Raw genomic sequence first — 22,357 nt, 5'->3', positions numbered from 1 at the left:
AAAGCGGATACCGTGGAGAAATCCCCCGTCCGTACTGTGCAAAGTGGCCCCGAAGCCATCGATCCGCATCACAGGAGTCGTACATGTTCAAAGATTCGTCCGAGGTACTGGCCTACATCAAGGAGAACGACGTCAAATTCCTTGACATCCGTTTCACCGACCTCCCTGGTGTGCAGCAGCACTTCAACATCCCTGCGGCGACGGTCGACGAGGCCTTCTTCACGGACGGACAGCTGTTCGACGGCTCCTCCATCCGTGGCTTCGCCAGCATCCACGAGTCGGACATGCAGCTGATCCCGGATGTGACGACGGCGTACATCGACCCCTTCCGCGAGGCGAGCACCCTCGTGATGATCTTCGACATCTACAACCCGCGCACCGGCGAGATCTACTCGAAGGACCCGCGTCAGGTCGCGAAGAAGGCGGAGAAATACCTCACCTCCACCGGCATCGCCGACACCGCGTTCTTCGCCCCCGAGGCCGAGTTCTACATCTTCGACGACGTGCGCTACTCCGTCACTGCCGGCGAGAGCTTCTACAAGGTCGACTCCGAGGAGGCCGCGTGGAACACCGGCCGCGAGGAGGAGGGCGGGAACCTCGCCAACAAGACCCCGTACAAGGGCGGCTACTTCCCCGTCAGCCCGGTCGACAAGACGGCCGACCTGCGCGACGACATCACCCTCAAGCTCATCGATGCGGGCTTCATCCTCGAGCGCTCACACCACGAGGTGGGAACGGCCGGCCAGCAGGAGATCAACTACCGCTTCGACACCATGGTGCACGCGGCCGACGACATCCTGAAGTTCAAGTACATCGTCAAGAACACCGCCGAGGAGTGGGGCAAGGTCGCCACCTTCATGCCGAAGCCGCTGTACGGCGACAACGGCTCGGGTATGCACACCCACCAGTCGCTGTGGAGCGACGGCAAGCCGCTCTTCTACGACGAGGCCGGCTACGGTCAGCTCAGCGACATCGCGCGGTGGTACATCGGCGGCATCCTGGCCCACGCGCCGGCGCTGCTCGCCTTCACCAACCCGACGCTGAACAGCTACCACCGTCTGGTCAAGGGCTTCGAGGCGCCGGTCAACCTGGTCTACTCGGCCGGCAACCGCTCCGCCGCGATCCGCATCCCGATCACGGGCTCGAACCCGAAGGCCAAGCGCATCGAGTTCCGCGCCCCCGACGCCTCCGGCAACCCGTACCTCGCCTTCGCCGCGCAGCTCATGGCGGGCCTCGACGGCATCAAGAACCGGATCGAGCCGCACGAGCCCGTCGACAAGGACCTCTACGAGCTTCCGCCTGAGGAGGCCAAGAACATCCCGCAGGTGCCGAACTCCCTGCTGGACTCGCTCGAGGCGCTCCGTGCCGACCACCAGTTCCTCCTCGAGGGCGGCGTGTTCACCGAGGAGCTCATCGAGACCTGGATCTCCTACAAGTACGAGAACGAGATCCTGCCGATCGCTCAGCGCCCGCACCCGTTCGAGTACGAGCTGTACTTCGGAGTCTGAGCCGAACGCAGATCGCGAAAGAGTCCGTCCCCATCCGGGGGCGGGCTCTTTCGCTGCATGGGAACCGTGCGGCTACGGCAGCCCTACCCCCCACGTACTCATTTGGGGTTACTTCCTACGCATATTCAGACATTTCGCTATCCTCTGACCCTGTCTTGACCTATGCTCGATCCCGCAGCCGGGGGGCTCGCAGGAAGAGGGCGGCATGTCGCAGGATTATGAGGTCGACACGGATGTGTTGCGGGCGATGGCGGCGAAGACGCGGCGCATCATCGCAGACGTCGGGGCGACCGACCTCACCCCGCCGACGAGCGCCGGCCACGAGTGGGTGGTCGCAGCCTCTGAGCGGTTCGCCGAAACCTGGTCTGCGGGCCTCGCGGCGCGGGTGACGGACTCCGACGATTTCACCGAACGTCTGGCGACGACGGCCCGGGTCTTCGATGAGGGGACGGATGCCGCGAAGGCCGAGGTCGACGCGATGATCTGGGAAGAATGATGGAGCTCGGGCAGACCCGCTCCGCCACCGCCCTCATCCCTGGCTCCCCCGGCGAGGTCAGGCAGACAGCCGAGGGGTGGAAGGCACACGGCGTGGCTGCGGCACGGGTGCACGACCAGCTCGCGTCGCTCGACGATGAGGGCACCTGGACGGGCGAGGCCTACGACGCGTACCTGACGCGCTTCGATCGTCAGTTGCTGCACTGGTCGAACGCCGGCGACGGGCTCCGCGAGGGCGCTCACGCCCTGTTCACCTGGGCGGATGCGCTGGAGTGGGCGCAGGAGGAAGCCGCGCGCGCCATCACCCTGTGGGACGAGGCCGAGCAGCAGGCCGCCACGGCACTGGCCGCGCACCGCGCTTACGTCCGCGAGCTTCGGGTCGGGCAGGGCCTTCGGCACCCGGAGGTGGAGGTGCCATTCGTCGACCCGTCCGGTCCCGCGCATGAACAGGCCAGAGAGGTGCTGTTCAACGCCCGGGCGACGCTGGAGGTCTTCGCCCGAGACTGCGCTGTCCGGTTGGACCAGGCCGCAGAGGCAGCGCGCATGCCGCTCACCGAGGCTGAGGCCGCGACCGCAGCCCAACATGCCGTCACCGAGGCGGTGTTCACCCTTGCTGTCGTGCAGCCGTTCCAGGCCACGATGGACATGCTCGCCGTCTCCGCGCAGACGCTGTGGGAGCACCCGGACATCATCCTCGAACTCCTCGGCGGGGCTGCGACCTTCATCGGAGGCGCTGCACTGGCTGTCGGCGGTGGAGGTCTGACGGTGACCGGAGTCGGTGCCCTCGCCGGCGCGCCCGCCATCGCCGCCGCAGGTGTCGGGGTCGCCGGAGCCGGTGCAGGACTCATCGGCGACGCGGCAGGGCGATGGTTCCGCGAAACCGACAGAGCCGCCGACCCGCGCAAGGGCGTCGATCGCGGGGATGGACGAGACTACGAGGGCAAATACGCAAACGGTCAGGAGAACAAGCCGTGGGTCGACAAAGAGAAGATCGGACTTGACCAGTATGCGGACGAGCACGGCGCGGAGGTGCTCCGCACGAAGGTCAGGGTCGACTACGACGGATCTCCTCAGAACGGCCGCATCTACGACGGACTCGAGCGAAACAGCGACGGCACCTATACCGCGATCGAGGTGAAGTCAGGAGAGTCGGCTCGATCCTCCTACAACAGCGCGGGAAGCACGCAAAGGCAGTTCGATGACAGCGTGAACGCGGGCATCCCGGCGCATGGCAAACTCGATGGCGACCCCATCGTTGTTACACACGTCGAAGTGAGGTACGTTCCTTGACGTTTTACGGGCCATTCGCGGAGACAACCCCGCGAGGGATGACCGGATGGATCAGCGACCGTCGCCGCCCCATCCCGGATCATCTGCGCATGATGCTCGGGCACCTCGACGGGCAAGAAAAGTTCACTTACGTAATCTGGCGAGCCCCGAACCCCGAGAGTATCATCGTCACTCCGCAAGATGGCGGAGACGGGTTCATGCAGGCGGCGGGTTCAGCCGATCAGATGACCGTGGAAGTGCGCCTCGCCGCGCCTGACGGCGAGACCCACCTGTACACGGTAGGGCGTCCCGAGCCTGCCGACGGGACGACACTGATCCCGATCAGTCAGACCCGTGCGGTGCGCGTGTTCTCGAACGAGGTGTTCACCGCTGACGAAGCCGCGGTTATCTTCTACACGTACTACCTCACGGACGCCGTCGCTCAGCCGTACGTCCTCCGCGAGCTCGACCTCAGCCAGGAGCTGTCGGAGCAACGATGAGAATCGCGGTCCGTCACGACGCCATCGCCGACACGGTCGCGCGTCTCGCCCTCACCGTCCGACAGTTCCAGGAGCAGCTCGACACCCTCGACGCGGAGGCCGCTCGACTTCGATCCTCATGGTCCGGTGAGGCGCAGGCGGCATACGACCGCGCCCACCACGACTGGGACACCGCCATCCGCCGTATGAAGGCCGCCCTCGCCGAAGCCAACCGCCGACTCATCACCGCCAATGCCATCTCCAGGGAGACCGCCAGCACCGCCGCCCGCCTCTGGAAGTGACGCTCATGCGGGTTCGGGATGGACCCCGCGCGCGCCAAACCGGACGGCGAAGACATCGTCGTCACACGAGTAGAAACGCAGGTTGTGCCTTGACGTTCAAGCCCACCTACGCCTCGGTCTCTCCCTCGGGACTCTACGGATTCGTCACGGACGCGTACCGTCCCATCCCTGAGGAGCTCTGCTTCATGTTGGGACGCCTCGACGGGGAAACGAAGTTCACGTGCAGCATCTGGCGAGCCGAGAACCCTGAGAAGGGATTCGTCACGCCGGAAGACCTGACCGGCTCCTTCATCCAGGCGGCGGGATCAGCCGATGGCATTACTGTCGAAGTCCGACTTCCTGGACCTGACGGCGAGACCCACCTGTACACGGTAGGGCGTCCCGAGCCTGCCGACGGGACGACGCTGATCCCGATCAGTCAGACCCGTGCGGTGCGCGTGTTCTCGAACGAGGTGTTCACCGCTGACGAAGCCGCGGTCATCTTCTACACGTACTACCTCACTGACGCCGTCGCCCAGCCATACGTCCTCCGCGAGCTCGACCTCAGCCAGGAGCTGTCGGAAGAACGATGAGAGTCTTGGAGACCGCCAGCACCGCCGCCCGCCTCTGGAAGTGACGGCGCTCCGGGCATGACCCCCGTCAGGGCTCGTCGGCGACGATCTCGGCCTTGAACCCCGCGGAGTTCTCCAGCCATCCGGCGTAGTGATCGGGCCCACCGGCGTGCGGGTAGCGCTCCCCGTACAAAGGCCGCCAGCCGTGCTCGGGTGCCGCCGCGATGATCGCGTCCACTCGGCTCGGCGGGCCCGCAGCGAAGGCGAGATGGTTCACGCCCGGGGCGCGACGATCGTGTGCGTTGCCGCTGAGGTTCGGGGATATCGTGAAGGTGACATACGCGCCACCCGCCTCCCAGGACTCGCCCTCGGGCCATGCGCCGGCCCGGACGAAACCCACCGCACCGAGCAGCCACCCCCACTCCGCTCGCGACGACGCGAGGTCGGCGACCCAGATCTCCACGTGGTGAATCCCTGCCATCCGTCCAGTCTCCCAGCTCCCCATGGATCCGCCGTTGCAGGTGTCGGCCTCCACGTCAACCCCAACGCAGCGTTTTCTCTGCGCGGATACGGTGAAGACATCGTCGGGATACCCGGTCCCGCCAGTGGAGGACGCCGTGATCACCCAGGAAGCTCCGCCGACCGCCGCGCTTCTGGACGGCCGCTACCGTCTGGCAGAGGCCGTCGGTATGGGCGGGATGGCGACCGTGTACCGCGCGGAGGACATCGCCCTCGAACGCACCGTCGCGGTGAAGATGTTCCGCGAGTCTGACGACGCCGTCGTGCCGGTGGAGCGGGTGCACTCGGAGAAGGCGCTCCTCGCGGGTCTCAACCACCCTGGCCTGGTCACCCTCCTCGACGCGCACCTCGAGCCCGGACGACCGAAGTACCTCGTGATGGAGTACGTGCCCGGACCGACTCTGAGCAAGCGCATGGCACGCGCGACGGTCCCACCGCGCGAGATCGCCACGATCGGGGCGGACATCGCCTCCGCCCTCCACGCCGTGCACAGCGCCGGCATCGTGCACCGCGACATCAAGCCCTCGAACGTCCTGCTCACCCCGCCTCTCGACACGAACGGACGGTGGAGCGCGAAACTCGCCGACTTCGGGATCGCCTGCGCCATCGACATGTCCCGTGTCACCACTCCCGGCATCGTCCTCGGGACGCTGACCTACATGGCACCGGAGCAGTTGCGCAACGGCGACATCCGTCCCGCGGTCGACGTCTACGCGCTCGGGCTTGTCCTGTTGGAGGCGCTCACCGGTAAGCCCGGCTTCGCTCCCACCCTCAGCGTCGAATCCGCCCTCGCCCGCCTCCACATCGCACCGGAGATCCCCGCGGAGCTGGGGTCGGAGTGGGTCGGGCTGCTCACCGCGATGACGGCGATCGACCCCGAAGCGCGGCCGCACGCTCTGGAGGTCGAGGGCGAGCTGCGCCGGCTCGTCGATCTGCCTTCGACCGGAGAGGTCGCCACGGACGTCACCGTACCGCTTCCGGCGCCGACGGCAGGCGCCCTCCCCCGCACCCGCGCCGAGGCTCGCGCTCGCCGTCGCGCCGCCTCGGCTTACCCCGCCGCGTCTCCGACCCGGCGCACGCGCCGTCGTCGCGAATCTCTCCTCATCGCCGCCGTGGTCGTGCTCGGCGCGGTGACCACCGCCTCCGCAGCACTGGTCGGGCACGGCGAGCAGGCCCTCGCCAGCTCGGGTGCCGTCTCCGACGGCGCGTCGAGGATCGTCGAGGACCTCGTGCCTATCGAACCGACTCCCGCCGACACCGCCCGCGACCCGGCGCCGGCAGAGACCGTCGCGGTGGAGCCGGTGGCCGCGACCCCGGTGGCACCGGCGTCATCAGTCACCGAGTCGGCGCCGGATACGAGCCTGCCCGAGAACGCCGCACCTCAGGCGCAGGAGAACCGAGGCAAGAGCCCTGGCCGCGACGGCAACAACGGCAAGGGCAACAGCAGCCACTGACCCGACGCACCCGACGCCCGCCGAGCCGGCGGGTGTCGCTGAGCAGCGCGCGGGACCGAGTGGAGGAAGATCGAGTGTCGACTATCGACAGAGGGAGGGGACCATGCGTCGCAGGAAGTTGATCGCACCGCCGGATCCGGCACCCAGCGTGTCCGCACAGCGACGGTCGCCGTCGAGCGTGGTCGCCGGCGCCAGGGCGAACCCGTTCATGTTCGGTCTCCTCGGCGCCCTCGGGGTGCTCGTCGCGCTCATGATCGGCGGCATCGTCGGCCAGCTCGCCACCGTGCTGGTCTACATCGGCGTCGCGCTCTTCCTGGCGCTCGGGCTTGACCCGATCGTGCGCTTCATCGAGCGCAAGCTCCCCCGTCCGGCCGCGGTCGCCGTGGTCGTGATCGGGGTCCTCCTCGCCTTCGCCGGGATCATCCTCGCGATCGTCCCCACCCTCGTGGAGCAGATCGGGAACCTCATCAAAGACGGTCCGGAGATGATCAAGGAGTTCACGAAGAGCGCCTGGTTCCAGGACGTCAGCGGACAGTTCGGCGGCACGATCCAGGATGCGGTCGACGGCGTGCTCGGCTTCGTGCAGAACCCGGACAACTTCCTCGACATCGGCGGCGGCGTCTTCGCCGTCGGCGCAGGGATCGCCGGCGGCTTGACGGGCGTCACGATCGTGCTCATCCTCACCCTCTACTTCATGGCATCGCTGCGCAGCATGAAGCGGGTGGCCGCGCGCTTCGTCCCCGCCTACCAGCGCGACACCTTCAGCGAGCTCCTGGAGGACGTCTCCAGTGCCGTCGGGCGCTACGTCATCGGTCAGGCGAGCCTCGCGCTCACCAACGGCGTCCTGAGCCTCATCTTCCTCACCATCATCGGAGCGCCGGTGCCGGCGCTGCTCGCACTGATCGCGTTCATCGGCTCGATGATCCCGCTCGTCGGAACGCTCTCGGCATCGATCATCATCTCGCTCATCTGCCTGTTCGTCTCGCCGACGACCGCGCTGATCGCGATCATCTACTACCTGATCTACATGCAGATCGAGGCGTACGTGCTCTCCCCGCGGATCATGAACAAGGCCGTCGCCGTCCCCGGCGCACTGGTGGTCATCGCCGCGGTGGCCGGTGGAGCGCTCGGCGGAATCCTGGGCGCTCTCGTCGCCATCCCGGTGGCCGCGAGCATCATCATCATCGTGCAGAAGGTCGTCTTCCCCAATCAGGACAGGAAGAGGACGCCGCCGGCGGTGACCGTCGCCTGATCAGCGAACCAGGACGGCGCCCGGCTGCACCCGCACGGTGAACGCGTCGATTTCGCCGATCTCCTCGCCGTCGATCTCGAACATCTGCGGCGCGGAGAGCTGCACGCGGATCCGCTCCGCCGAGACGTGGGTGGTGGAGTCCGTGCTGACCGCCTGATCGACGTTCCCGATCATGCGACGGATGCCGTTGTCCCAGACGACCGAGCGGACGGTGTCGAGCCACTGCAGCGCGCCGTCGGAGCTGATGAGCAACATGTCGAGGAGCCCGTCGTCGAGGACGGCATCGGGCAGCAGACGGATGCCACCCTGGAGCATGCCGCAGTTGCCGACGAGCAGCGTGTGACCGCGCACCTCCTCCGGCTCGTGGTCGTCGAGCTGCAGCGTGATGTCCGTCATCTCGGTACCGGCCAGTGCGCGCCCCATCGCCTCGACGTAGGCGAGCCAGCCGGCGCGATCCTTGAGGTCGTCGTTGGTCTCCACGAGCATCTGCGCGTCGACCCCGAAGCCGACCATGACGGAGAAGGCATGCTCCTCGCCGTCGAACTCCACCCAGCCGAGGTCGATGCGGTGCGGCTCGGAATCGCGGATGTGCTCGAGCGCCGGCAGCACGCCCTCGAGCGGCACGCCGAGGTTGCGCGCGAGCAGATTGCCTGTGCCCTGCGGGACGATCCCGAGAGCGACATCGGTGCCGACCAGAGCCTCCGCGACCGCGCGGATCGTGCCGTCACCGCCGACCGCGATGACGAGGGCACAGCCCTCCTCCACCGCTTTCGCCGCGACGCCACGGCCGGGGTCATCCGGAGTCGTCTCGCCCCAGCGCACGTCGGCTTCCTCACCGAAGGCGATGGTGACGGCCTCGCCGAGGACATCCCGGTCGGACTTCGTCGGGTTCCAGATCACGCCGATGCGAGGAGAGGTCATACGCTCACTCTGAGCGACGGACGACGATCGTGCAACTCGACCGGCCGTCTAGCCGTAGAAGAGCTGCTCGAAGGTTCTCCGGGCACGCCGGGTGACGGCGAGATAGTCCTCTTCGAGCGGTGTCGCCGACCGGGGTGGATAGCCGAGCAGACGGGCCAGGGCATCCAGCTGACGGCGGTCAGCGGGCAGGACGTCGCTCGTCTGACCCGTGAGCAACGTGATGCCTGAACGGAGTCGGCTCGACAGCAGCCACGCCGCCCGGAGGCGCTCCGCGTCGTCCTCCTCGACGAGCCCGGCGCCGACCGCGGCGTCGAGTGTCTGCAGGGTCGACGTGGTGCGCAGGCCGGGGACATCGGTCGCGTGCTGCAGCTGGAGAAGCTGCACGAGCCACTCCACGTCGCTGAGAGTCCCCGGTCCGAGCTTGAGATGACGACGCGGGTCGGTCCCCTGCGGCAGCCGCTCCCCCTCGACCCTGGCCTTGATCCGCTTGATCTCCCGGAGCCCCTGGAGATCGACCGCCTCCGGGTACCGGATGCTGTCCGCGAGTTCCATGAACCGCCCGATGAGCTTCGCGCTGCCGGCGACACCGCGAGCCCGCAGCAGCGCCTGAGCCTCCCACGACAGCGACCAGCGACGGTAGTAGGCCGCGTAGGCGTCGATGGACCGCACGATCGGACCGTTGCGCCCCTCCGGCCGCAGACCCGCATCCAGGTCGAGCGGGAGGCGATGGTCGGTCAGATGCTCGCGGAGTCCCGCCACGATCCTCGTCGCCAGCTTCTCCGCTCTGCCCGAGTCGACACCGTTCGCGTCGTACACGTACAGGACGTCCGCATCGGACCCGAAGCCGAGCTCCGCACCGCCGAACCTCCCCATGCCGATGACGGCGAAGTCGAGCGCTGCGTCCTCCGGCGGGACGACCTCTCGGAGAACGGCGCGGAGGCCGGCCTGGATCGTCGCATCCGTGATGTCGGTGAGCGCGGTGGCCACCTCCTCGATGGTGACGACGTCGAGCACCGCGGCCATGGCGGTGCGCAGGAGCTCGCGACGCCGCAGGGCGCGGACGGCCCGCAGCGCGTCGGCGACCGTCTCGTGACGCGTCTGGATCGCCCGCGCCTCCTCGTCCAGCGCCTGCGCGCTCCGCGGACGCAGCCGCTCGGCGCTGTCCAGCCAGGCCACCGACTCCGGGATCCACTCCAGCAGCTCGCCGATGTAGCGCGACGACGACAGCAGCCGCGTGAGGCTCTCTGCGGCGCCGGACGAATCCCGCAGCATGCGCAGGAACCACGATGTGTCGCCCAGCCGCTCGCTGATGCGGCGGAAGGCCAGGAGACCGTAGTCGGGGTCGCTCCCATCGGCGAACCAGCGCACCATCACGGGCATCAGGTGCCGCTGGATCGTCGCCTTGCGACTGATCCCGCGCGTCAGTGCCCCGATGTGCCGGAGGGCTCCGGCGGGATCGCGGAAGCCGATGGCCGCGAGCCGGTCATGGGCCTGCTCCGCGGAAAGGGTGCGCTCTTCCTCGGGCAGCCCGGCCACCGCGCTCAGCAGCGGGCGGTAGAAGAGGCGGGTGTGGATGTCGCGCACCTCGCGCCGGACACTCTCCCACCGGGCCCAGACGCCCTCCCCCGTGTCCGCCAGCTTCGTGCTGCGCGCCAGGATGCGCAGACCAGCGGGCGTCTTCGGCATGAGGTGGGTGCGGCTGAGATCACGCAGCTGGAGACGGTGTTCCATGAGCCGCAGCACGCGGTAGTCGTGCGCGAAGGCGCCCGCATCCGCACGGCCGATGTAGCCGCCCGCGACCAGCGCGTCCAGGCTCTCGAGTGTGCTGCGGGTGCGGAGGGAGGCATCGGTGAGACCGTGCACGAGCTGCAGGAGCTGCACCGTGAACTCGATGTCGCGCAGCCCGCCCGCCCCGAGCTTGAGCTGATACGGGGCGTCCTCCGGGTCGATGTGCTCCATGACCCGCTCGCGCATCCGCTGGACGCTCTCGACGAACTCCTCCCTGGCGGCGCTCGACCACACGCGCGGCTGCACGGCATCGATGTAGGCGGCGCCCAGTGCGGGATCGCCGGCAAGAGGACGAGCCTTCAGCAGCGCCTGGAACTCCCAGCTCTTCGCCCACCGGTCGTAGTACGCGACGTGGGAGGCGAGGGAGCGGACGAGAGCTCCCTGCTTGCCCTCGGGGCGCAGTGCCGCGTCGACCTCCCAGAGTGGCGGTTCGACCTCGATGGCGCTGAGGAAGCGCATGGTGTCCCTGGCCAGACGCGTCGCGATGTCGATCGCCTGCGGCTCGGACAGCGTCTCCTCGTCGGACGTGCCCCCGACGAAGATGACATCGACATCGCTGACGTAGTTGAGCTCCCTGGCCCCCGCCTTGCCCATGCCGATCACAGCCAGCTGTGTCGTGGCGACGGCATCCCGACCTGACGACGGTGCCTGGCGCGTGCGGGCGATCGCGAGCGACGCCTCGAGGGCGGCGCCGGCGAGGTCCGCGAGGGAGGCGGCGACCTCGGCGACGACGTCTTCGGGTCGCGGGTGGCCGAGGTCGAACGCCGCGATCTCCGCGAGGTTCCGCCGATACACGACGCGGAGGGCCACGATCGTCGGGTCCTCCGCCGAGTCGGCGAATCCGTCCTCAGCCCCGACGGCGGCGAGCAGCCGATCGCGCCAGACGTCCGCGGCGGGCAGCGCGTCGACGGGCGCCGCAAGCACGTCGAGCTCCTCGGGATGGCGCAGGAAGAACTCGGCCAGCCCCACGGAGGCACCGAAGACGCGCCAGACACGCCGGCGCGTCTCCTCGTCGGTGACAAGGGCCCGCAGCGGGGACGGGTCGCGTCGCGCCACCCGCAGCATCCCACGGACAGCCGCGTCGGGATCTGCAGCGACAGACGCCTCGAGCAGCATCGCCCGCGGTACGTCGAGCAGGCTCTCGAGCTCTGCCAGTGACGCCGCGGCCTCGCTCAGCTCGGCGAATCCGAGTCGAGCGAGGGCCGAGAGCGAGACGGAGGCGTCGGGGCGAGCCATGCCGTGCTCAGAGGAGCTCGAGGTTGTTCTTCAGCTCCAGCGGCGTGACCTGACCGCGATACGCCTCCCACTCCTTGCGCTTGTTGAGGAGCACGTAGTTGAAGACCTGTTCCCCGAGCGTCTCCGCGACCAGCTCGGAGGCCTCCATGTACTCCAGGGCGTGGTCGAGGCTGGCCGGAAGCGCCGAGTATCCCAGCGCCCGACGCTCGGCGTCGCTCAGCGCCCAGACATTGTCCTCCGCCTCCGGCGGAAGCTCGTAGCCCTCCTCGATGCCCTTGAGGCCGGCGGCGAGCATGAGCGCGTAAGCGAGGTAAGGATTCGCCGCGGAGTCGAGGGCGCGGTACTCGACGCGCGAGGACTGGCCCTTGTTCGGCTTGTACATCGGGACGCGGACGAGCGCGGAGCGGTTGTTGTGGCCCCAGGTGATGAAGCTCGGGGCCTCGTCGCCGCCCCAGAGCCGCTTGTAGGAGTTGACGAACTGGTTCGTCACCGCGGAGATCTCGTTGGCGTGCTTGAGCAGACCCGCGATGAAGTGCCGACCGGTCTTGGAGAGCTGGTACTTCGCACCCTCCTCGTAGAAGGCGTTCTGGTCGCCCTCGAACAGCGACATATGCGTGTGCATGCCGCTGCCGGGCTGACCGCTGAGCGGCTTCGGCATGAACGTGGCGTACACGCCCTGCTCGATCGCGACCTCCTTGATGACCGTCCGGAAGGTCATCACGTTGTCCGCGGTGGTGAGGGCGTCGGCGTAGCGCAGGTCGATCTCGTTCTGGCCGGGGCCGCCTTCGTGGTGGCTGAACTCCACGGAGATGCCGAGGTCCTCCAGCATGCGGACGGAGCGCCGACGGAAGTCGTGCGCGGTGCCGCCGGGGACGTTGTCGAAGTAGCCCGCGGAGTCAACGGGCACGGGCCCCTCGGGGCCGAAGGACGACGACTTGAGCAGGTAGAACTCGATCTCCGGGTGCGTGTAGAACGTGAAGCCCGCATCGGCGGCCTTCGCGAGCGTGCGCTTCAGCACGTGACGGGGGTCGGCCACCGCGGGCTGCCCGTCGGGCGTGGTGAGGTCGCAGAACATGCGGGCGGTCGGGTCGATCTCCCCCCGCCACGGCAGCGTCTGGAAGGTCGTCGGGTCGGGCTGCGCGAGCAGATCGGACTCGTAGGTGCGGGTCAGCCCCTCGATGGCGGAGCCGTCGAAACCGATGCCCTCGGCGAAGGCGCCCTCGACCTCGGCCGGCGCGATGGCGACGGACTTGAGCGTGCCGATCACGTCGGTGAACCACAGGCGCACGAACTTGACGCCGCGCTCCTCGATCGTCCGGAGGACGAAGTCCCTCTGCTTGTCCATGGCTACTCTGCGCCCTGGCCCTTCTCCGCACCGAAGCCGCTGGTGGGCTTCGCGTCCCAGCCCTGCTCCGCGGCCTCTTCCTCGGCCCAGGCGCGCGACCGCTCCTTGAGCACCTCGGGGGCGCGGTGCGCCTCGGCCTCCGTGTCGAACGGACCGATGCGGTCGATGGACGGCGAGAGCATGCCGAACTCGACCTCGCCCGTGGCGGAGTTGTACCAGTACTTGTGATCGCCGTCGGTCATGGCTGCTCCTTCTTCCCGCGAGCGGTTGGGGTGATGTCATCGATCCTACTGGCGTGCACCGTGGTCGCTAAGCTATCGGCCATGGCAAAAGCGATCGGCGTCGACATCGGCGGCACGGGCATCAAAGCGGGAATCGTCGACCTCGAACACGGCACCATGGCCTCGGATCGGGTACGTGTGCCCACTCCGGCCGGCGCGGCACCGCAAGACGTCCTGGTCGCGGTGCAGACCGTCCTGAAGACGCTCGACGTGCATGAGTCGACCCTGCCGCTCGGCGTGGCGTTCCCCGCGATCGTCAAGCGCGGGAAGACGCTGTCCGCCGCCAACGTCTCGAAGGAGTGGATCGACTTCGATGCCGAGCGCTTCTTCCGCGACGGCCTCGGCCGGAACATCGTCTTCGTGAACGACGCGGACGCCGCCGGCGTCGCGGAGGCCCGCCACGGCGCGGCGCGCGACGTGCTCGGCTTCACGCTGCTGACCACGCTCGGCACCGGGATCGGCTCCGCGTTCCTGTACGACGGCGTCCTGCTGCCGAACACGGAGCTCGGACACCTGAACTTCCGCGAGTACGAGTCCGTCGAGACGTATGCGGCCACCTCGGCGCGCGAGCGCGAGGGCCTGAGCTGGGAGGAGTGGGCCGAGCGCCTGCAGGCGTTCTACTCCCACATCGAGTTCCTGTTCAGCCCCGACCTGTTCGTGGTCGGCGGCGGCGTGTCGAAGAACGCGGGCGACTTCCTGCCGCTGCTCGACCTGAAGACGCCGATCGTCCCCGCGATCCACCGCAACAACTCCGGCATCATCGGCGCGGCCTCGCTCGCCGGCGACTGACCCTTCGGCGGGCTCAGGGCCCTTCGACAGGCTCAGGGACCCAACGAGACGCTCAGGGGCCCAAGAGGAAGGCCCCGATGACGGGAGTCATCGGGGCCTTCTGCGTTCGGGGCGAATGGGCCGACCTGTACGCCGGGTTCTGTTCCGGGGTTCTTCGCCCCTTCGACGGCCATCTCTCTCGGCGACACGTTGCCGTGCCGCTCCAGCGGTCTACCCGAGGACTCGGCGAGCCGCGTCATCATCCTCTGTCTGACCTTGCTCCGGGCGAGGTTTACCTGGCGGGCCGTGTCACCACGGTCCCCGGTGGTCTCTTACACCACCCTTTCACCCTTACCCCTCGCGGGGCGGTCTGCTCTCTGTGGCACTATCTCGCGGATCACTCCGGGTGGGTGTTACCCACCGCCCTGCCCTGTGGAGCCCGGACGTTCCTCGGTGCGGTTGCCCGCCACGCGACCGTCCAGTCGACCCATTCGCCCCTCCAGTCTACGGGGCCTCACTTCTCCGCGGAGTCCGCGATGCGCAGGTCGAGGGGCACGTCGATCGGGAAGGTGCCGAACAGGCGGATCGTCGCGACGGCGGCGGCCTCGCGGACGGCGTCGGCCGCGGCCTCCGCGTACTCCTGCGGCGTGTGCAGGATCACCTCGTCGTGCAGGAAGAACGCCAGGTGCGGTTCCCGGGCGAACGGCCCTGACGCCTCCGCGGCGCCGAAGACCTCGGGGAGCTGCGCCAGGCGGTGGCGGATCTCGGCGAGCCAGATGAGCGACCACTCGGCCGCGGTGCCCTGGACGATGAAGTTCCGGGTGAAGCGCCCCCACTCCCGCGCGCGGCGGCGGGCGAGGGAGACCACGGCGGGGTCGGCATCGGCGCCGGTGGCGTCGGCCTGCAGCCGCATCCACTCCGTGGACGGACGCGGCGAGGAGCGACCGAGCCAGGTCGAGACGATGCCGCCGTCCTCCCCCACCCGCGCCGCGTCGTCGACGAGCGCCATCGCGCGCGGATAGACCTTCCGCAGCCGGGGAACGAGTCGCCCGCTGTCGCCGCTGGTAGCGCCGTACATCGCTCCCAGCACCGCGTACTTCGCCTCCTCGCGCGTCGCGACGGCACCGGACGCGACGACGCCGGCGTAGAGGTCGCCGCCACGCGCCGCGTCCGCCATCGCCTCGTCGGACGCCATGGCCGCGAGCATCCGCGGCTCGAGCTGGGCGACGTCCGCGACGACGAGTGCCCAGCCCGGATCCGCGCGTACGGCGGGGCGGAGGTTGCGCGGCAGCTGCAGCGCACCGCCGCCGGCCGACGCCCACCGTCCGGTGACGACGCCCCCGGGGATGTACACCGGACGGAAGCGGCCGTCCTGGACCCATTCCGACAACCAGGTCCAGCCGTTCGCGCTGAGCAGGCGAGACAGCTTCTTGTAGGCGAGGAGCGGTTCGATCACCGGGTGCTCGTGGGCGGACAGCTCCCACTTGCTCGTGGACTCCACCGACACGCCGACACGGTGCAGGGCCCGCAGCAGCTTCGGCTGACTGTCCAGATGCAGCGTGGGGTCGTCGAGCAGGGCCCGCACCTCGTCGCCGCGTTCCACCATCCGTCGGGGCAGCCCGCCCGCTGCCGGACGCGCACCCAGCGTCTCGGTGAGGATCGCGTCATGCACCCCCGCGTCCCAGGGCAGCCCCGCGACGCGCATCTCCTCGGCGATCAGCCCGCCGGCCGACTCCGCAGCGCAGAGCAACGTCAGGCGGCCGTCCGTGGCCTCCGCCATCACGTTCCGCTGCGCACGGTACTGCTCGAGCGCCGCCGTGATCGCGTCCTCGCCCGACTCCTCATCGAGGACGTCGAACAGGGAGGGGGTGGTGTCGACCGGGTCGCGACGCTCCCAGCCCGCGGCCGGGGGCAGCGGGGTGTTCACCATGGCGGTGTCGCGCAGGATCGCATGGCAGAGGACGAGGTCGTGGCTGCGCGTGATCCGGACCCCGGCGTTCAGCAGCAGCGCGTAGATCTCCGCCGCACTGCGGATGATCCATCGCGGCGTGTCGGCGGCTTCGACCTCAGCCACCCAGCCGGCGAGTTCGGACGCGGGGAGGAGGGTGCGCTGCTGCTCCTCGTCATGCTCATCCAGCTCGATCGCGGCGTACTCCCCCGCACCGAGGCCGATCAGCGCGAGACGTCGCTCCGGGCCCGACGCCGGCACCGTCACGGGCGGTGCGCGCCGGATGCGCTCACGACGAGAGTCCCGACTCCTCAGTGCGCACGAGGATGCAGCCGCACTCGGGGCACGAGACCACCTCGTCCTCGGGCGCGCGACGGATGTCGTTGAGATCAGTGCCGGGGAGCATCATCCGGCACCCCTCGCACGTACCGCGGGTGAGGAGCGCGGCTCCGGCGCTGTTCACGGCGCGGCGATCATACTCCGCGAGCAGGGGCGCGGGAACCGTGGCGGCGACGGCCTCCCGGTCGCGCGCGAGCTGGGCGCCGAGCTCGGTCGCCGCAGCGACGTCGGCCTTGCCCTGGGCGGTGAGAGCGCTGCCCTCCGCGGTCGTCGCGTCCAACAGGGCCTGCTGCGCGGCCACGGCGGCGTCGGCCTCCTCGACCCGGCCCATGATGTCGAGCTCGGCATCCTCGAGGTCGCTCAGGCGCTTGGCGAGGCTGGCGAGCTCGTGCTCCAGGGCCTGCGCCTCCTTCGGATTGGTGGCTGCCGCGAGGCGCTGGGCATCGCGGTCGCGGCGCTGCTCGGCGAGCGCGACATCGGACTCCAGCCGCGAAAGCTCGGTGCGGGCGTCATCCCTGGCACCGGTCAGAACCGTGAGCTCACGGAGCTGCTCCTGCCGGATGGCGACGAGTTCGGCGATCCGGCCCGCCTGGCTCGGCCGGGTGCGGGCTCGTTCCGCCTGCGCGATGCGCCGGTCGAGGTCCGCGATGTCGAGCAGGGTGCGCTGGTTCTCCGGGGTGGCGTTCACGCTCTCAAATCTAGTCGCTGCCGGGCCGAGCGCCGCATCACCGGATGTCGCCGTCCACGTAGAACCACGTCCGGTCCTCGCGGACGAAGCGGCTGCGCTCGTGCAGCGATCCGCGCGTGCCGCCCTGACGCCACAAGGCCTCGAACTCGACCACGCCCACGGTGTCGAAAGGGCCGCCCGCCACGCGATCCACGATCACCAGCCGCCGCCACTCCAGGTCGGTCTCGAAGCCGATCGTCTCCGGTCGCGTATCCGGGTGCCAGGTGCGAAGGAGGTATGGGGCGTCCTCCCGTACGAACGCCGTGTACCGCGAGCGCATCAGCCGCTCGGCGGTCGGCGCAGGAGCCCCGTCGAGGAGCGGTCCGCAGCAGGCGGCGAAGATGTCCCCGGAGGCACAGGGGCAGCGGGCGGACTCCGTCATGAGAGCGCGACGATCAGGGTCATGCCTGCCAGCATCGCGCAGAGGGCCGCGACCCTCCAACTCGCTCTACGCTGGAGGCACGCCAACGGAGGAGCAACGATGACCACTGTCCCCACCTTCCGCGCCCACAACGGCTTCACCCTGCCGGCTCTCGGCCTCGGGACGTACCGCCTGAACGGCGACGCCGGAGCGGATGCCGTCGCCCAGGCCCTCCGTGCCGGATACCGGCTCGTTGACTCGGCCTTCAACTACGAGAACGAGGGCTCTGTCGGGCGCGGCGTCGCATCCGCAGGCATCCCCCGCTCCGAGGTCATCGTGACGACGAAGCTCCCCGGACGGCACCACGCCCGCGCGACGGCGACAGCCAGCATCGAGGAGAGCCGCTCACGCCTCGGCCTCGATGCGACCGACCTGCACCTCATCCACTGGCCGAACCCGAGCCAGGACGAGTACGTCGAGGCATGGACGGCTCTCGTGGACGCTCAGGCGCGCGGCGTCGTCCGCCAGATCGGCGTCTCGAACTTCCTCCCTGAGCATCTCGAGCGCATCGAGCGGGAGACAGGGGTCCGACCGGTCGTGAATCAGATCGAGGTGCACCCGTACTTCCCGCAGGAGGAGCAGCTGGCGTATCACCGCGAACGCGGCATCCTCACCGAGGCCTGGAGCCCGCTGGGTCGCGCGCAGGCTCTCCTCGACGAGGACGTCGTCCGCGAGGTGGCCGCCGCTCACGACATCACCCCGGCGCAGGCCGTCCTCGCCTGGCACGTGGCCAGAGAGACCGTCGCGATTCCGAAGGCATCCTCCGCGGCGCATCAGGCCGCGAACCTCGCCGCGGCCGCCGTGGTGCTCGATGACGCGGAGGTCGCTGCGATCACGGCGCTCGGACGCGCAGACGGGCGCCTGTTCGACGGTGACCCCGCCGTGCACGAGGAATCCTGAGTCACGACCGCTCAGACGCGCTGCGTGCCGAGGACGCGCAGGAACTCCAGCTTTCCGGCGGCCTCGCTGCCCGGCTGCGCCGTCAGGACGATGAGCGCCTGTGACTCGTCCTCGGTGAACAGCGCCTGACAGTCCACCTCGATCTCCCCCAGCTCCGGGTGGACGATCACCTTGTGCTGCTCGAAGCGACGGGCGACCTCGTGGGCCGCCCAGAGCTGCACGAACTCGGGGCTGCGCTCCGACAGTTCGGCCACGATCTCCCCGGCCCGCGACCGCGCGCCCATCGTTCCATACGCCGCGCGCAGCGCCGCCACCAGTGCCCGGGACTGCCGGGGGTGATCGACCTCCCGGTACCGGCGTCGCTCCTCGTCCGGTCGCGCGAACCAGCGATGGATGCCGCTCCGGTCGAGGCCGGTCAGGGCGCTCGCGTCACCGATCAACGCCCGCGAGGCGTCGTTCTGCACCAGCACCTCGTCGAGAGCCGAGACCACGAACGCCGGGGTGTCGTGCAGACGATCGAGCACGCGGAGGATGCCGGGTCGGACGTAATCGGTGACCACCGTCCGATCGGGTGCACTGAGCCCGCTCAGTCGGTACAGGTAGTCGCGCTCGTCGGATGACAGACGCAGGGCACGAGCGAGGGCGGCGAGGATCTGCGCGCTCGGCTGCGGGCCCCGACGCTGCTCGAGACGTGTGTAGTAGTCCGTCGACATGGTCGCCAGCTGCGCGACCTCCTCCCGCCGCAGTCCCGCCGTCCGCCGACGCGGCCCCTCAGGCAGCCCCACATCGGCGGGACGGAGCGCCTCCCGACGGCGCAGGAGGAAGTCGGCCAGGGCATCGCGATCCATCCGTGCAGTATCCCCCCGGATACCGGACGGGATCCAGGGACCGCCGATCCCCCGATCAGCCGTCTCTGGAACGGCGCCGGTGCAGCGCCGAGGCTGAGGTCATGGACATCACCGGAAACACCATCTTCATCCCCGGCGCGACGAGCGGGATCGGTCTGGCGCTGGCACTCCGACTGCAGGAGCGCGGCAACACCGTGATCGTGGGAGGGCGACGAGAGGACCGGCTGGCCGCGATCGCCGCCGAGCATCCCGGACTCCGCACCGTCCGCATCGACACCACGGACCCGGGAAGCATCGACGAGGCCGCGGCCGCGGTCCTCGTCGCGCACCCGACGCTGAACGTGCTCATCACGATGGCGGGCATCATGCGCGCGGAGGACTGGACCACGCCGGCCGGCTTCCTGTCCACCGCCGAGGAGACCGTCACGACGAACATCCTCGGCCCGATCCGTCTCATCGCCGCCTTCATCGAGCACCTGCGAGCCCAGCCCGCGGCGACCATCATGACCGTCTCCTCCGGTCTCGCCTTCGCGCCCCTGAAGGTCACGCCCACGTACAACGCGAGCAAGGCGGCGATCCACATGCTCAGCGAGTCGCTCCGGCTCCAGCTCGCGGGGACGACCGTCGCGGTGCAGGAGCTCGAACCGCCGGCGGTGCGCACGGATCTCATGCCCGGGCACGCGGAGAACGATGCTGCTCTGCCCCTCGACGCGTTCATCGACGAGGTCATGTCCCTCATCGAGACCCAGCCCGACGCGACCGAGATCCAGGTCGAGCGGGTGAAGTTCCTCCGCTACGGCGAGGCTCGTGGCGACTACGACGAAGTCGTCGCGGTGCTCAACCGCACAGATCCGCACGGTCGATGAGCGCGGTGGATGGCCGGCCGCCCCACCGCCGTCACGCCTGCAGGGACGCGGCGACCGCGGTGAGCGCGTCGGCGGACTCCCGCAGCAGTCCGAGCTCCCGATCCGAGAACGCGGTCGTGCGGATCGGCACCGCGCCCGCGGCGCTGACGATGGACGGAACGGACAGGGCGACGCCGTCGATCCCGTGGAAGTCGTGGAGCACCGTGCTCACCGGCATCACCGCATGCTCGTCCCGGAGGATCGCCTCCACGATGCGCGCACTGGAGAGTCCGATCGCATAGTTCGTGGCGCCCTTCCCCTGGATCACCTTGTAGGCGGCGTCGCGGACGTCGACGGCGATCTCGTCCAGCTCCTCCAGGGTGAAGCGCGGGTGGTCCGGGGTCTCCCAGTCGAGGATCGGGACCGTGCCGATCGTCGCCCGCGACCAGAGCGGGAACTCGGTGTCGCCGTGCTCTCCGATGATGTGGGCGTGCACGCTCGCCGTGGACACTCCCGCCCGCTCCCCCAGCTTCCAGCGCAGCCGAGACGTGTCGAGCACGGTGCCCGACGCGAAGATGCGCTCCGGCGGCAGTCCGGTCTCCTGCTGCGCGATGACCGTGAGCACGTCGCACGGGTTCGTGACGATGACGTAGACGGCGTTCGGCGCGACGGCGAGCAGCTCCGGCATCATGCGCCGGATGATGCCGGCGTTCACCCCGGCGAGCTCGGTGCGCGTCTGTCCAGGGTTCTGTTTCGCTCCCGCGGTGATGACCACGACATGGGAACCTGCGGCCACGGAGATGTCACTTCCGCCGATGATGTCGCTGCTGCCCGTGAACTGCGTGCCGTGCGCGAGGTCCAGCACCTCGGCCTCGACCTTCTCGGTCGCGATGTCGTACAGGGCGACGTGGCGTGCCGAGCCACGGATGAGCGCGGCGTAGGCGACGCTGGACCCCACGCTTCCCGCGCCGACGACGGTGAGCTTCGAGTTCTCGATGATCTCCATGCGCCCATCCTGACAGCGCGGGCGCTGTGACGGCAGGGGTCTCGCCGGGAGAATCGCAGCGTCATCACACCGCCGCGGCGACCGCCTCTGCCGCGGTCCGATGGGTGAACCGGAAGCCGGACTGCTCCAGCACTTCCGGCCGCACATCGGCGTCGGGGAGCAGCAACGACTCGGCGGCATCGCCGAGGGCGAGGCGCAACGCCCACCGGGGAGCGGGCAGCCAGAACGGCCGGTGCATCCGCTGCGCGAGCGCGCGGCCGATGTCATCGGCTGATGCCCTCGTGGGTCCGGCGAGATTGACGGGCCCCGCGAGCTTCTCATCGAGGACGTGGCGGATGCCGCGCACCTCGTCCTCCAAGGAGATCCACGGCCAGATCTGTGTGCCCGTCCCCAGAGGGCCGGCGACGCCGAGCTTCGTGAGCGTGATCATCGGACGGAGCACACCCCGGCGATGGATCACCGGTGCCGTCCGTAGCAGGGCGACCCGCGTGTGGTCCTCGGCGCGCCGCGCCGCGGTCTCCCACCGCACGGTGAGGTCGGCGAGGAAGGTGCTGCCGGGTCCGGAGTGCTCGGTGAGCACCTCGCCCGGCGCCGATCCGTAGTAGCCCACGGCCGAGGCGGAGACGAAGGCGGGCGCGTCGGTGCGCAGGGCGCGCAGCGCGATGGTGAGGGTGTTCGTCGCGTCGAGCCGCGATTCGACGAGTCGACGTCGATACCCGCGCGTCCACGGCAGGCGTCCGACGCTCGCACCACCGAGGGCCACGACGGCCTCGGCGCCGGCGAGAACATCAGGGTCGAGGGCTGCGTCGCCCGGCGCCCACTCGACCTCGCCCTCCGCCTGCGGGGCCCGTCGCACCAAGGTGCTCACGTCGATCCCGTCGGCGCGGAGCGCGGCGGTGAGCGCGGATCCGATGAGGCCCGATGCCCCACTGATGACGATGCGTCGCTCCATTGCCGCTCCCCGCTGCAAATGATACGGGTGGGCCCTGCCGGGATCGAACCGACGACATCCACGGTGTAAACGTGGCGCTCTACCAGCTGAGCTAAAGGCCCTGGTGCGCTCAGTCTATCCGGGCGCGGATGCGCACCCGTGTCGTGGAAGAGGGCTAGGCTGAGGTCGGCGCGCGTTGTGCACGGCCGACAAGGCTGCCCGTG

At 69.2% G+C, this 22,357-nt stretch carries 22 protein-coding genes, 1 tRNA gene and 1 other RNA gene; 11 read left to right on the top strand and 13 right to left on the bottom strand.

The window, feature by feature from the left end; all coding sequences use genetic code 11:
* Nucleotides 1–83 precede the first annotated feature (83 nt).
* The 6 genes from glnA (AB0P08_RS06970) to AB0P08_RS06945 all read left to right on the top strand — a co-directional run bounded on the left by glnA (AB0P08_RS06970) (nucleotide 84) and on the right by AB0P08_RS06945 (nucleotide 4,625).
* The gene (gene glnA, locus AB0P08_RS06970; RefSeq protein WP_187661580.1) at nucleotides 84–1,508 is read left to right on the top strand and encodes a type I glutamate--ammonia ligase; all 1,425 of its coding nucleotides are present in this window, start codon (nucleotides 84–86) and stop codon (nucleotides 1,506–1,508) included.
* A gap of 205 nt (nucleotides 1,509–1,713) precedes the next feature.
* Complete coding sequence (locus AB0P08_RS06965) at nucleotides 1,714–2,004, top strand: hypothetical protein (RefSeq protein ID WP_187661581.1); 291 nt, start codon at nucleotides 1,714–1,716, stop codon at nucleotides 2,002–2,004.
* Nucleotides 2,001–3,293 (top strand): putative T7SS-secreted protein, encoded by a 1,293-nt coding sequence (locus AB0P08_RS06960; RefSeq protein ID WP_363588989.1) that lies wholly within the window; start codon nucleotides 2,001–2,003, stop codon nucleotides 3,291–3,293. The genes AB0P08_RS06965 and AB0P08_RS06960 overlap by 4 nt, the downstream gene beginning before the upstream one ends.
* Before the next feature lie 224 nt (nucleotides 3,294–3,517).
* Nucleotides 3,518–3,772, top strand: a complete 255-nt coding sequence (locus tag AB0P08_RS06955) for a hypothetical protein (RefSeq protein WP_363588987.1) — start codon at nucleotides 3,518–3,520, stop codon at nucleotides 3,770–3,772.
* Nucleotides 3,769–4,053, top strand: a complete 285-nt coding sequence (locus tag AB0P08_RS06950) for a WXG100 family type VII secretion target (RefSeq protein WP_363588985.1) — start codon at nucleotides 3,769–3,771, stop codon at nucleotides 4,051–4,053. Before AB0P08_RS06955 ends, AB0P08_RS06950 begins: the two co-directional genes overlap by 4 nt.
* Before the next feature lie 89 nt (nucleotides 4,054–4,142).
* Nucleotides 4,143–4,625 carry a hypothetical protein gene (locus tag AB0P08_RS06945; protein ID WP_363588983.1) on the top strand — a complete coding sequence of 161 codons (483 nt, stop codon included), beginning with the start codon at nucleotides 4,143–4,145 and terminating at the stop codon, nucleotides 4,623–4,625.
* Nucleotides 4,626–4,692: 67 nt separating this feature from the next.
* On the opposite strand, the gene AB0P08_RS06940 is transcribed toward AB0P08_RS06945, so the two are convergent.
* Entirely contained in the window at nucleotides 4,693–5,085 is a 393-nt protein-coding gene (locus AB0P08_RS06940; RefSeq protein WP_363588981.1) for a VOC family protein, read from the bottom strand.
* Nucleotides 5,086–5,221: 136 nt separating this feature from the next.
* On the opposite strand from AB0P08_RS06940, the gene AB0P08_RS06935 reads away from it, so the two are divergent.
* A complete protein-coding gene (locus tag AB0P08_RS06935) occupies nucleotides 5,222–6,577 on the top strand; it encodes a serine/threonine-protein kinase (protein ID WP_363588979.1) in 1,356 nt (451 codons plus the stop codon).
* Nucleotides 6,578–6,680: 103 nt separating this feature from the next.
* The gene (locus tag AB0P08_RS06930; RefSeq protein ID WP_363588977.1) at nucleotides 6,681–7,829 is read left to right on the top strand and encodes an AI-2E family transporter; all 1,149 of its coding nucleotides are present in this window, start codon (nucleotides 6,681–6,683) and stop codon (nucleotides 7,827–7,829) included.
* On the opposite strand, the gene AB0P08_RS06925 is transcribed toward AB0P08_RS06930, so the two are convergent.
* From AB0P08_RS06925 to AB0P08_RS06910, 4 genes are read right to left on the bottom strand one after another with little or no spacing between them, the layout of a single operon-like run.
* Nucleotides 7,830–8,750: a diacylglycerol/lipid kinase family protein gene (locus AB0P08_RS06925; RefSeq protein WP_187661590.1), complete on the bottom strand. Its 921-nt coding sequence runs from the start codon at nucleotides 8,748–8,750 to the stop codon at nucleotides 7,830–7,832.
* Nucleotides 8,751–8,798: 48 nt separating this feature from the next.
* The gene (locus AB0P08_RS06920; RefSeq protein WP_363588975.1) at nucleotides 8,799–11,774 is read right to left on the bottom strand and encodes a bifunctional [glutamine synthetase] adenylyltransferase/[glutamine synthetase]-adenylyl-L-tyrosine phosphorylase; all 2,976 of its coding nucleotides are present in this window, start codon (nucleotides 11,772–11,774) and stop codon (nucleotides 8,799–8,801) included.
* Between the two features lie 7 nt (nucleotides 11,775–11,781).
* Entirely contained in the window at nucleotides 11,782–13,119 is a 1,338-nt protein-coding gene (glnA, locus tag AB0P08_RS06915; RefSeq protein ID WP_071329447.1) for a type I glutamate--ammonia ligase, read from the bottom strand.
* A 2-nt stretch (nucleotides 13,120–13,121) separates the two neighbouring features.
* Complete coding sequence (locus tag AB0P08_RS06910) at nucleotides 13,122–13,361, bottom strand: SPOR domain-containing protein (RefSeq protein ID WP_187661592.1); 240 nt, start codon at nucleotides 13,359–13,361, stop codon at nucleotides 13,122–13,124.
* Nucleotides 13,362–13,442: 81 nt separating this feature from the next.
* On the opposite strand from AB0P08_RS06910, the gene ppgK reads away from it, so the two are divergent.
* Nucleotides 13,443–14,189 carry a polyphosphate--glucose phosphotransferase gene (gene ppgK / locus AB0P08_RS06905; protein ID WP_363588973.1) on the top strand — a complete coding sequence of 249 codons (747 nt, stop codon included), beginning with the start codon at nucleotides 13,443–13,445 and terminating at the stop codon, nucleotides 14,187–14,189.
* 112 nt (nucleotides 14,190–14,301) lie between these two features.
* On the opposite strand, the gene rnpB is transcribed toward ppgK, so the two are convergent.
* The 4 genes from rnpB to AB0P08_RS06885 form a co-directional block, all read right to left on the bottom strand.
* Nucleotides 14,302–14,658: RNase P RNA component class A (rnpB, locus tag AB0P08_RS06900), an RNA gene on the bottom strand.
* 24 nt (nucleotides 14,659–14,682) lie between these two features.
* Nucleotides 14,683–16,383 (bottom strand): bifunctional 3'-5' exonuclease/DNA polymerase, encoded by a 1,701-nt coding sequence (locus tag AB0P08_RS06895; protein WP_363588971.1) that lies wholly within the window; start codon nucleotides 16,381–16,383, stop codon nucleotides 14,683–14,685.
* A gap of 22 nt (nucleotides 16,384–16,405) precedes the next feature.
* Nucleotides 16,406–17,143 carry a zinc ribbon domain-containing protein gene (locus AB0P08_RS06890; protein ID WP_259952445.1) on the bottom strand — a complete coding sequence of 246 codons (738 nt, stop codon included), beginning with the start codon at nucleotides 17,141–17,143 and terminating at the stop codon, nucleotides 16,406–16,408.
* A gap of 37 nt (nucleotides 17,144–17,180) precedes the next feature.
* Nucleotides 17,181–17,564, bottom strand: a complete 384-nt coding sequence (locus AB0P08_RS06885; RefSeq protein ID WP_363588969.1) for a YchJ family protein — start codon at nucleotides 17,562–17,564, stop codon at nucleotides 17,181–17,183.
* Nucleotides 17,565–17,663: 99 nt separating this feature from the next.
* On the opposite strand from AB0P08_RS06885, the gene AB0P08_RS06880 reads away from it, so the two are divergent.
* Nucleotides 17,664–18,503 (top strand): aldo/keto reductase, encoded by an 840-nt coding sequence (locus AB0P08_RS06880; RefSeq protein ID WP_363443734.1) that lies wholly within the window; start codon nucleotides 17,664–17,666, stop codon nucleotides 18,501–18,503.
* A gap of 11 nt (nucleotides 18,504–18,514) precedes the next feature.
* Here AB0P08_RS06880 and AB0P08_RS06875 read toward each other — a convergent pair whose 3' ends face one another.
* Nucleotides 18,515–19,351, bottom strand: coding sequence for a helix-turn-helix transcriptional regulator (locus AB0P08_RS06875; protein WP_363588967.1), 837 nt, complete (start codon nucleotides 19,349–19,351; stop codon nucleotides 18,515–18,517).
* A 101-nt stretch (nucleotides 19,352–19,452) separates the two neighbouring features.
* Here AB0P08_RS06875 and AB0P08_RS06870 point away from each other — a divergent pair, with 101 nt between their 5' ends.
* Nucleotides 19,453–20,217, top strand: coding sequence for an SDR family oxidoreductase (locus tag AB0P08_RS06870; RefSeq protein ID WP_187661598.1), 765 nt, complete (start codon nucleotides 19,453–19,455; stop codon nucleotides 20,215–20,217).
* Between the two features lie 31 nt (nucleotides 20,218–20,248).
* Here the strand turns inward: AB0P08_RS06870 and AB0P08_RS06865 are convergent, their stop codons facing one another.
* The 3 genes from AB0P08_RS06865 to AB0P08_RS06855 all read right to left on the bottom strand — a co-directional run bounded on the left by AB0P08_RS06865 (nucleotide 20,249) and on the right by AB0P08_RS06855 (nucleotide 22,255).
* Complete coding sequence (locus AB0P08_RS06865) at nucleotides 20,249–21,202, bottom strand: L-lactate dehydrogenase (protein WP_187661599.1); 954 nt, start codon at nucleotides 21,200–21,202, stop codon at nucleotides 20,249–20,251.
* Between the two features lie 64 nt (nucleotides 21,203–21,266).
* Nucleotides 21,267–22,154 (bottom strand): TIGR01777 family oxidoreductase, encoded by an 888-nt coding sequence (locus AB0P08_RS06860; protein ID WP_363588964.1) that lies wholly within the window; start codon nucleotides 22,152–22,154, stop codon nucleotides 21,267–21,269.
* Between the two features lie 28 nt (nucleotides 22,155–22,182).
* Nucleotides 22,183–22,255: transfer RNA gene (locus tag AB0P08_RS06855), tRNA-Val, on the bottom strand.
* Nucleotides 22,256–22,357: the final 102 nt, after the last annotated feature.

Source organism: Microbacterium meiriae, assembly GCF_040686935.1.
Lineage (GTDB): Bacteria > Actinomycetota > Actinomycetes > Actinomycetales > Microbacteriaceae > Microbacterium > Microbacterium meiriae.
The sequence above is the reverse complement of the archived record's forward strand: the minus strand, read 5'-3'. Positions and strand labels throughout refer to the sequence as shown.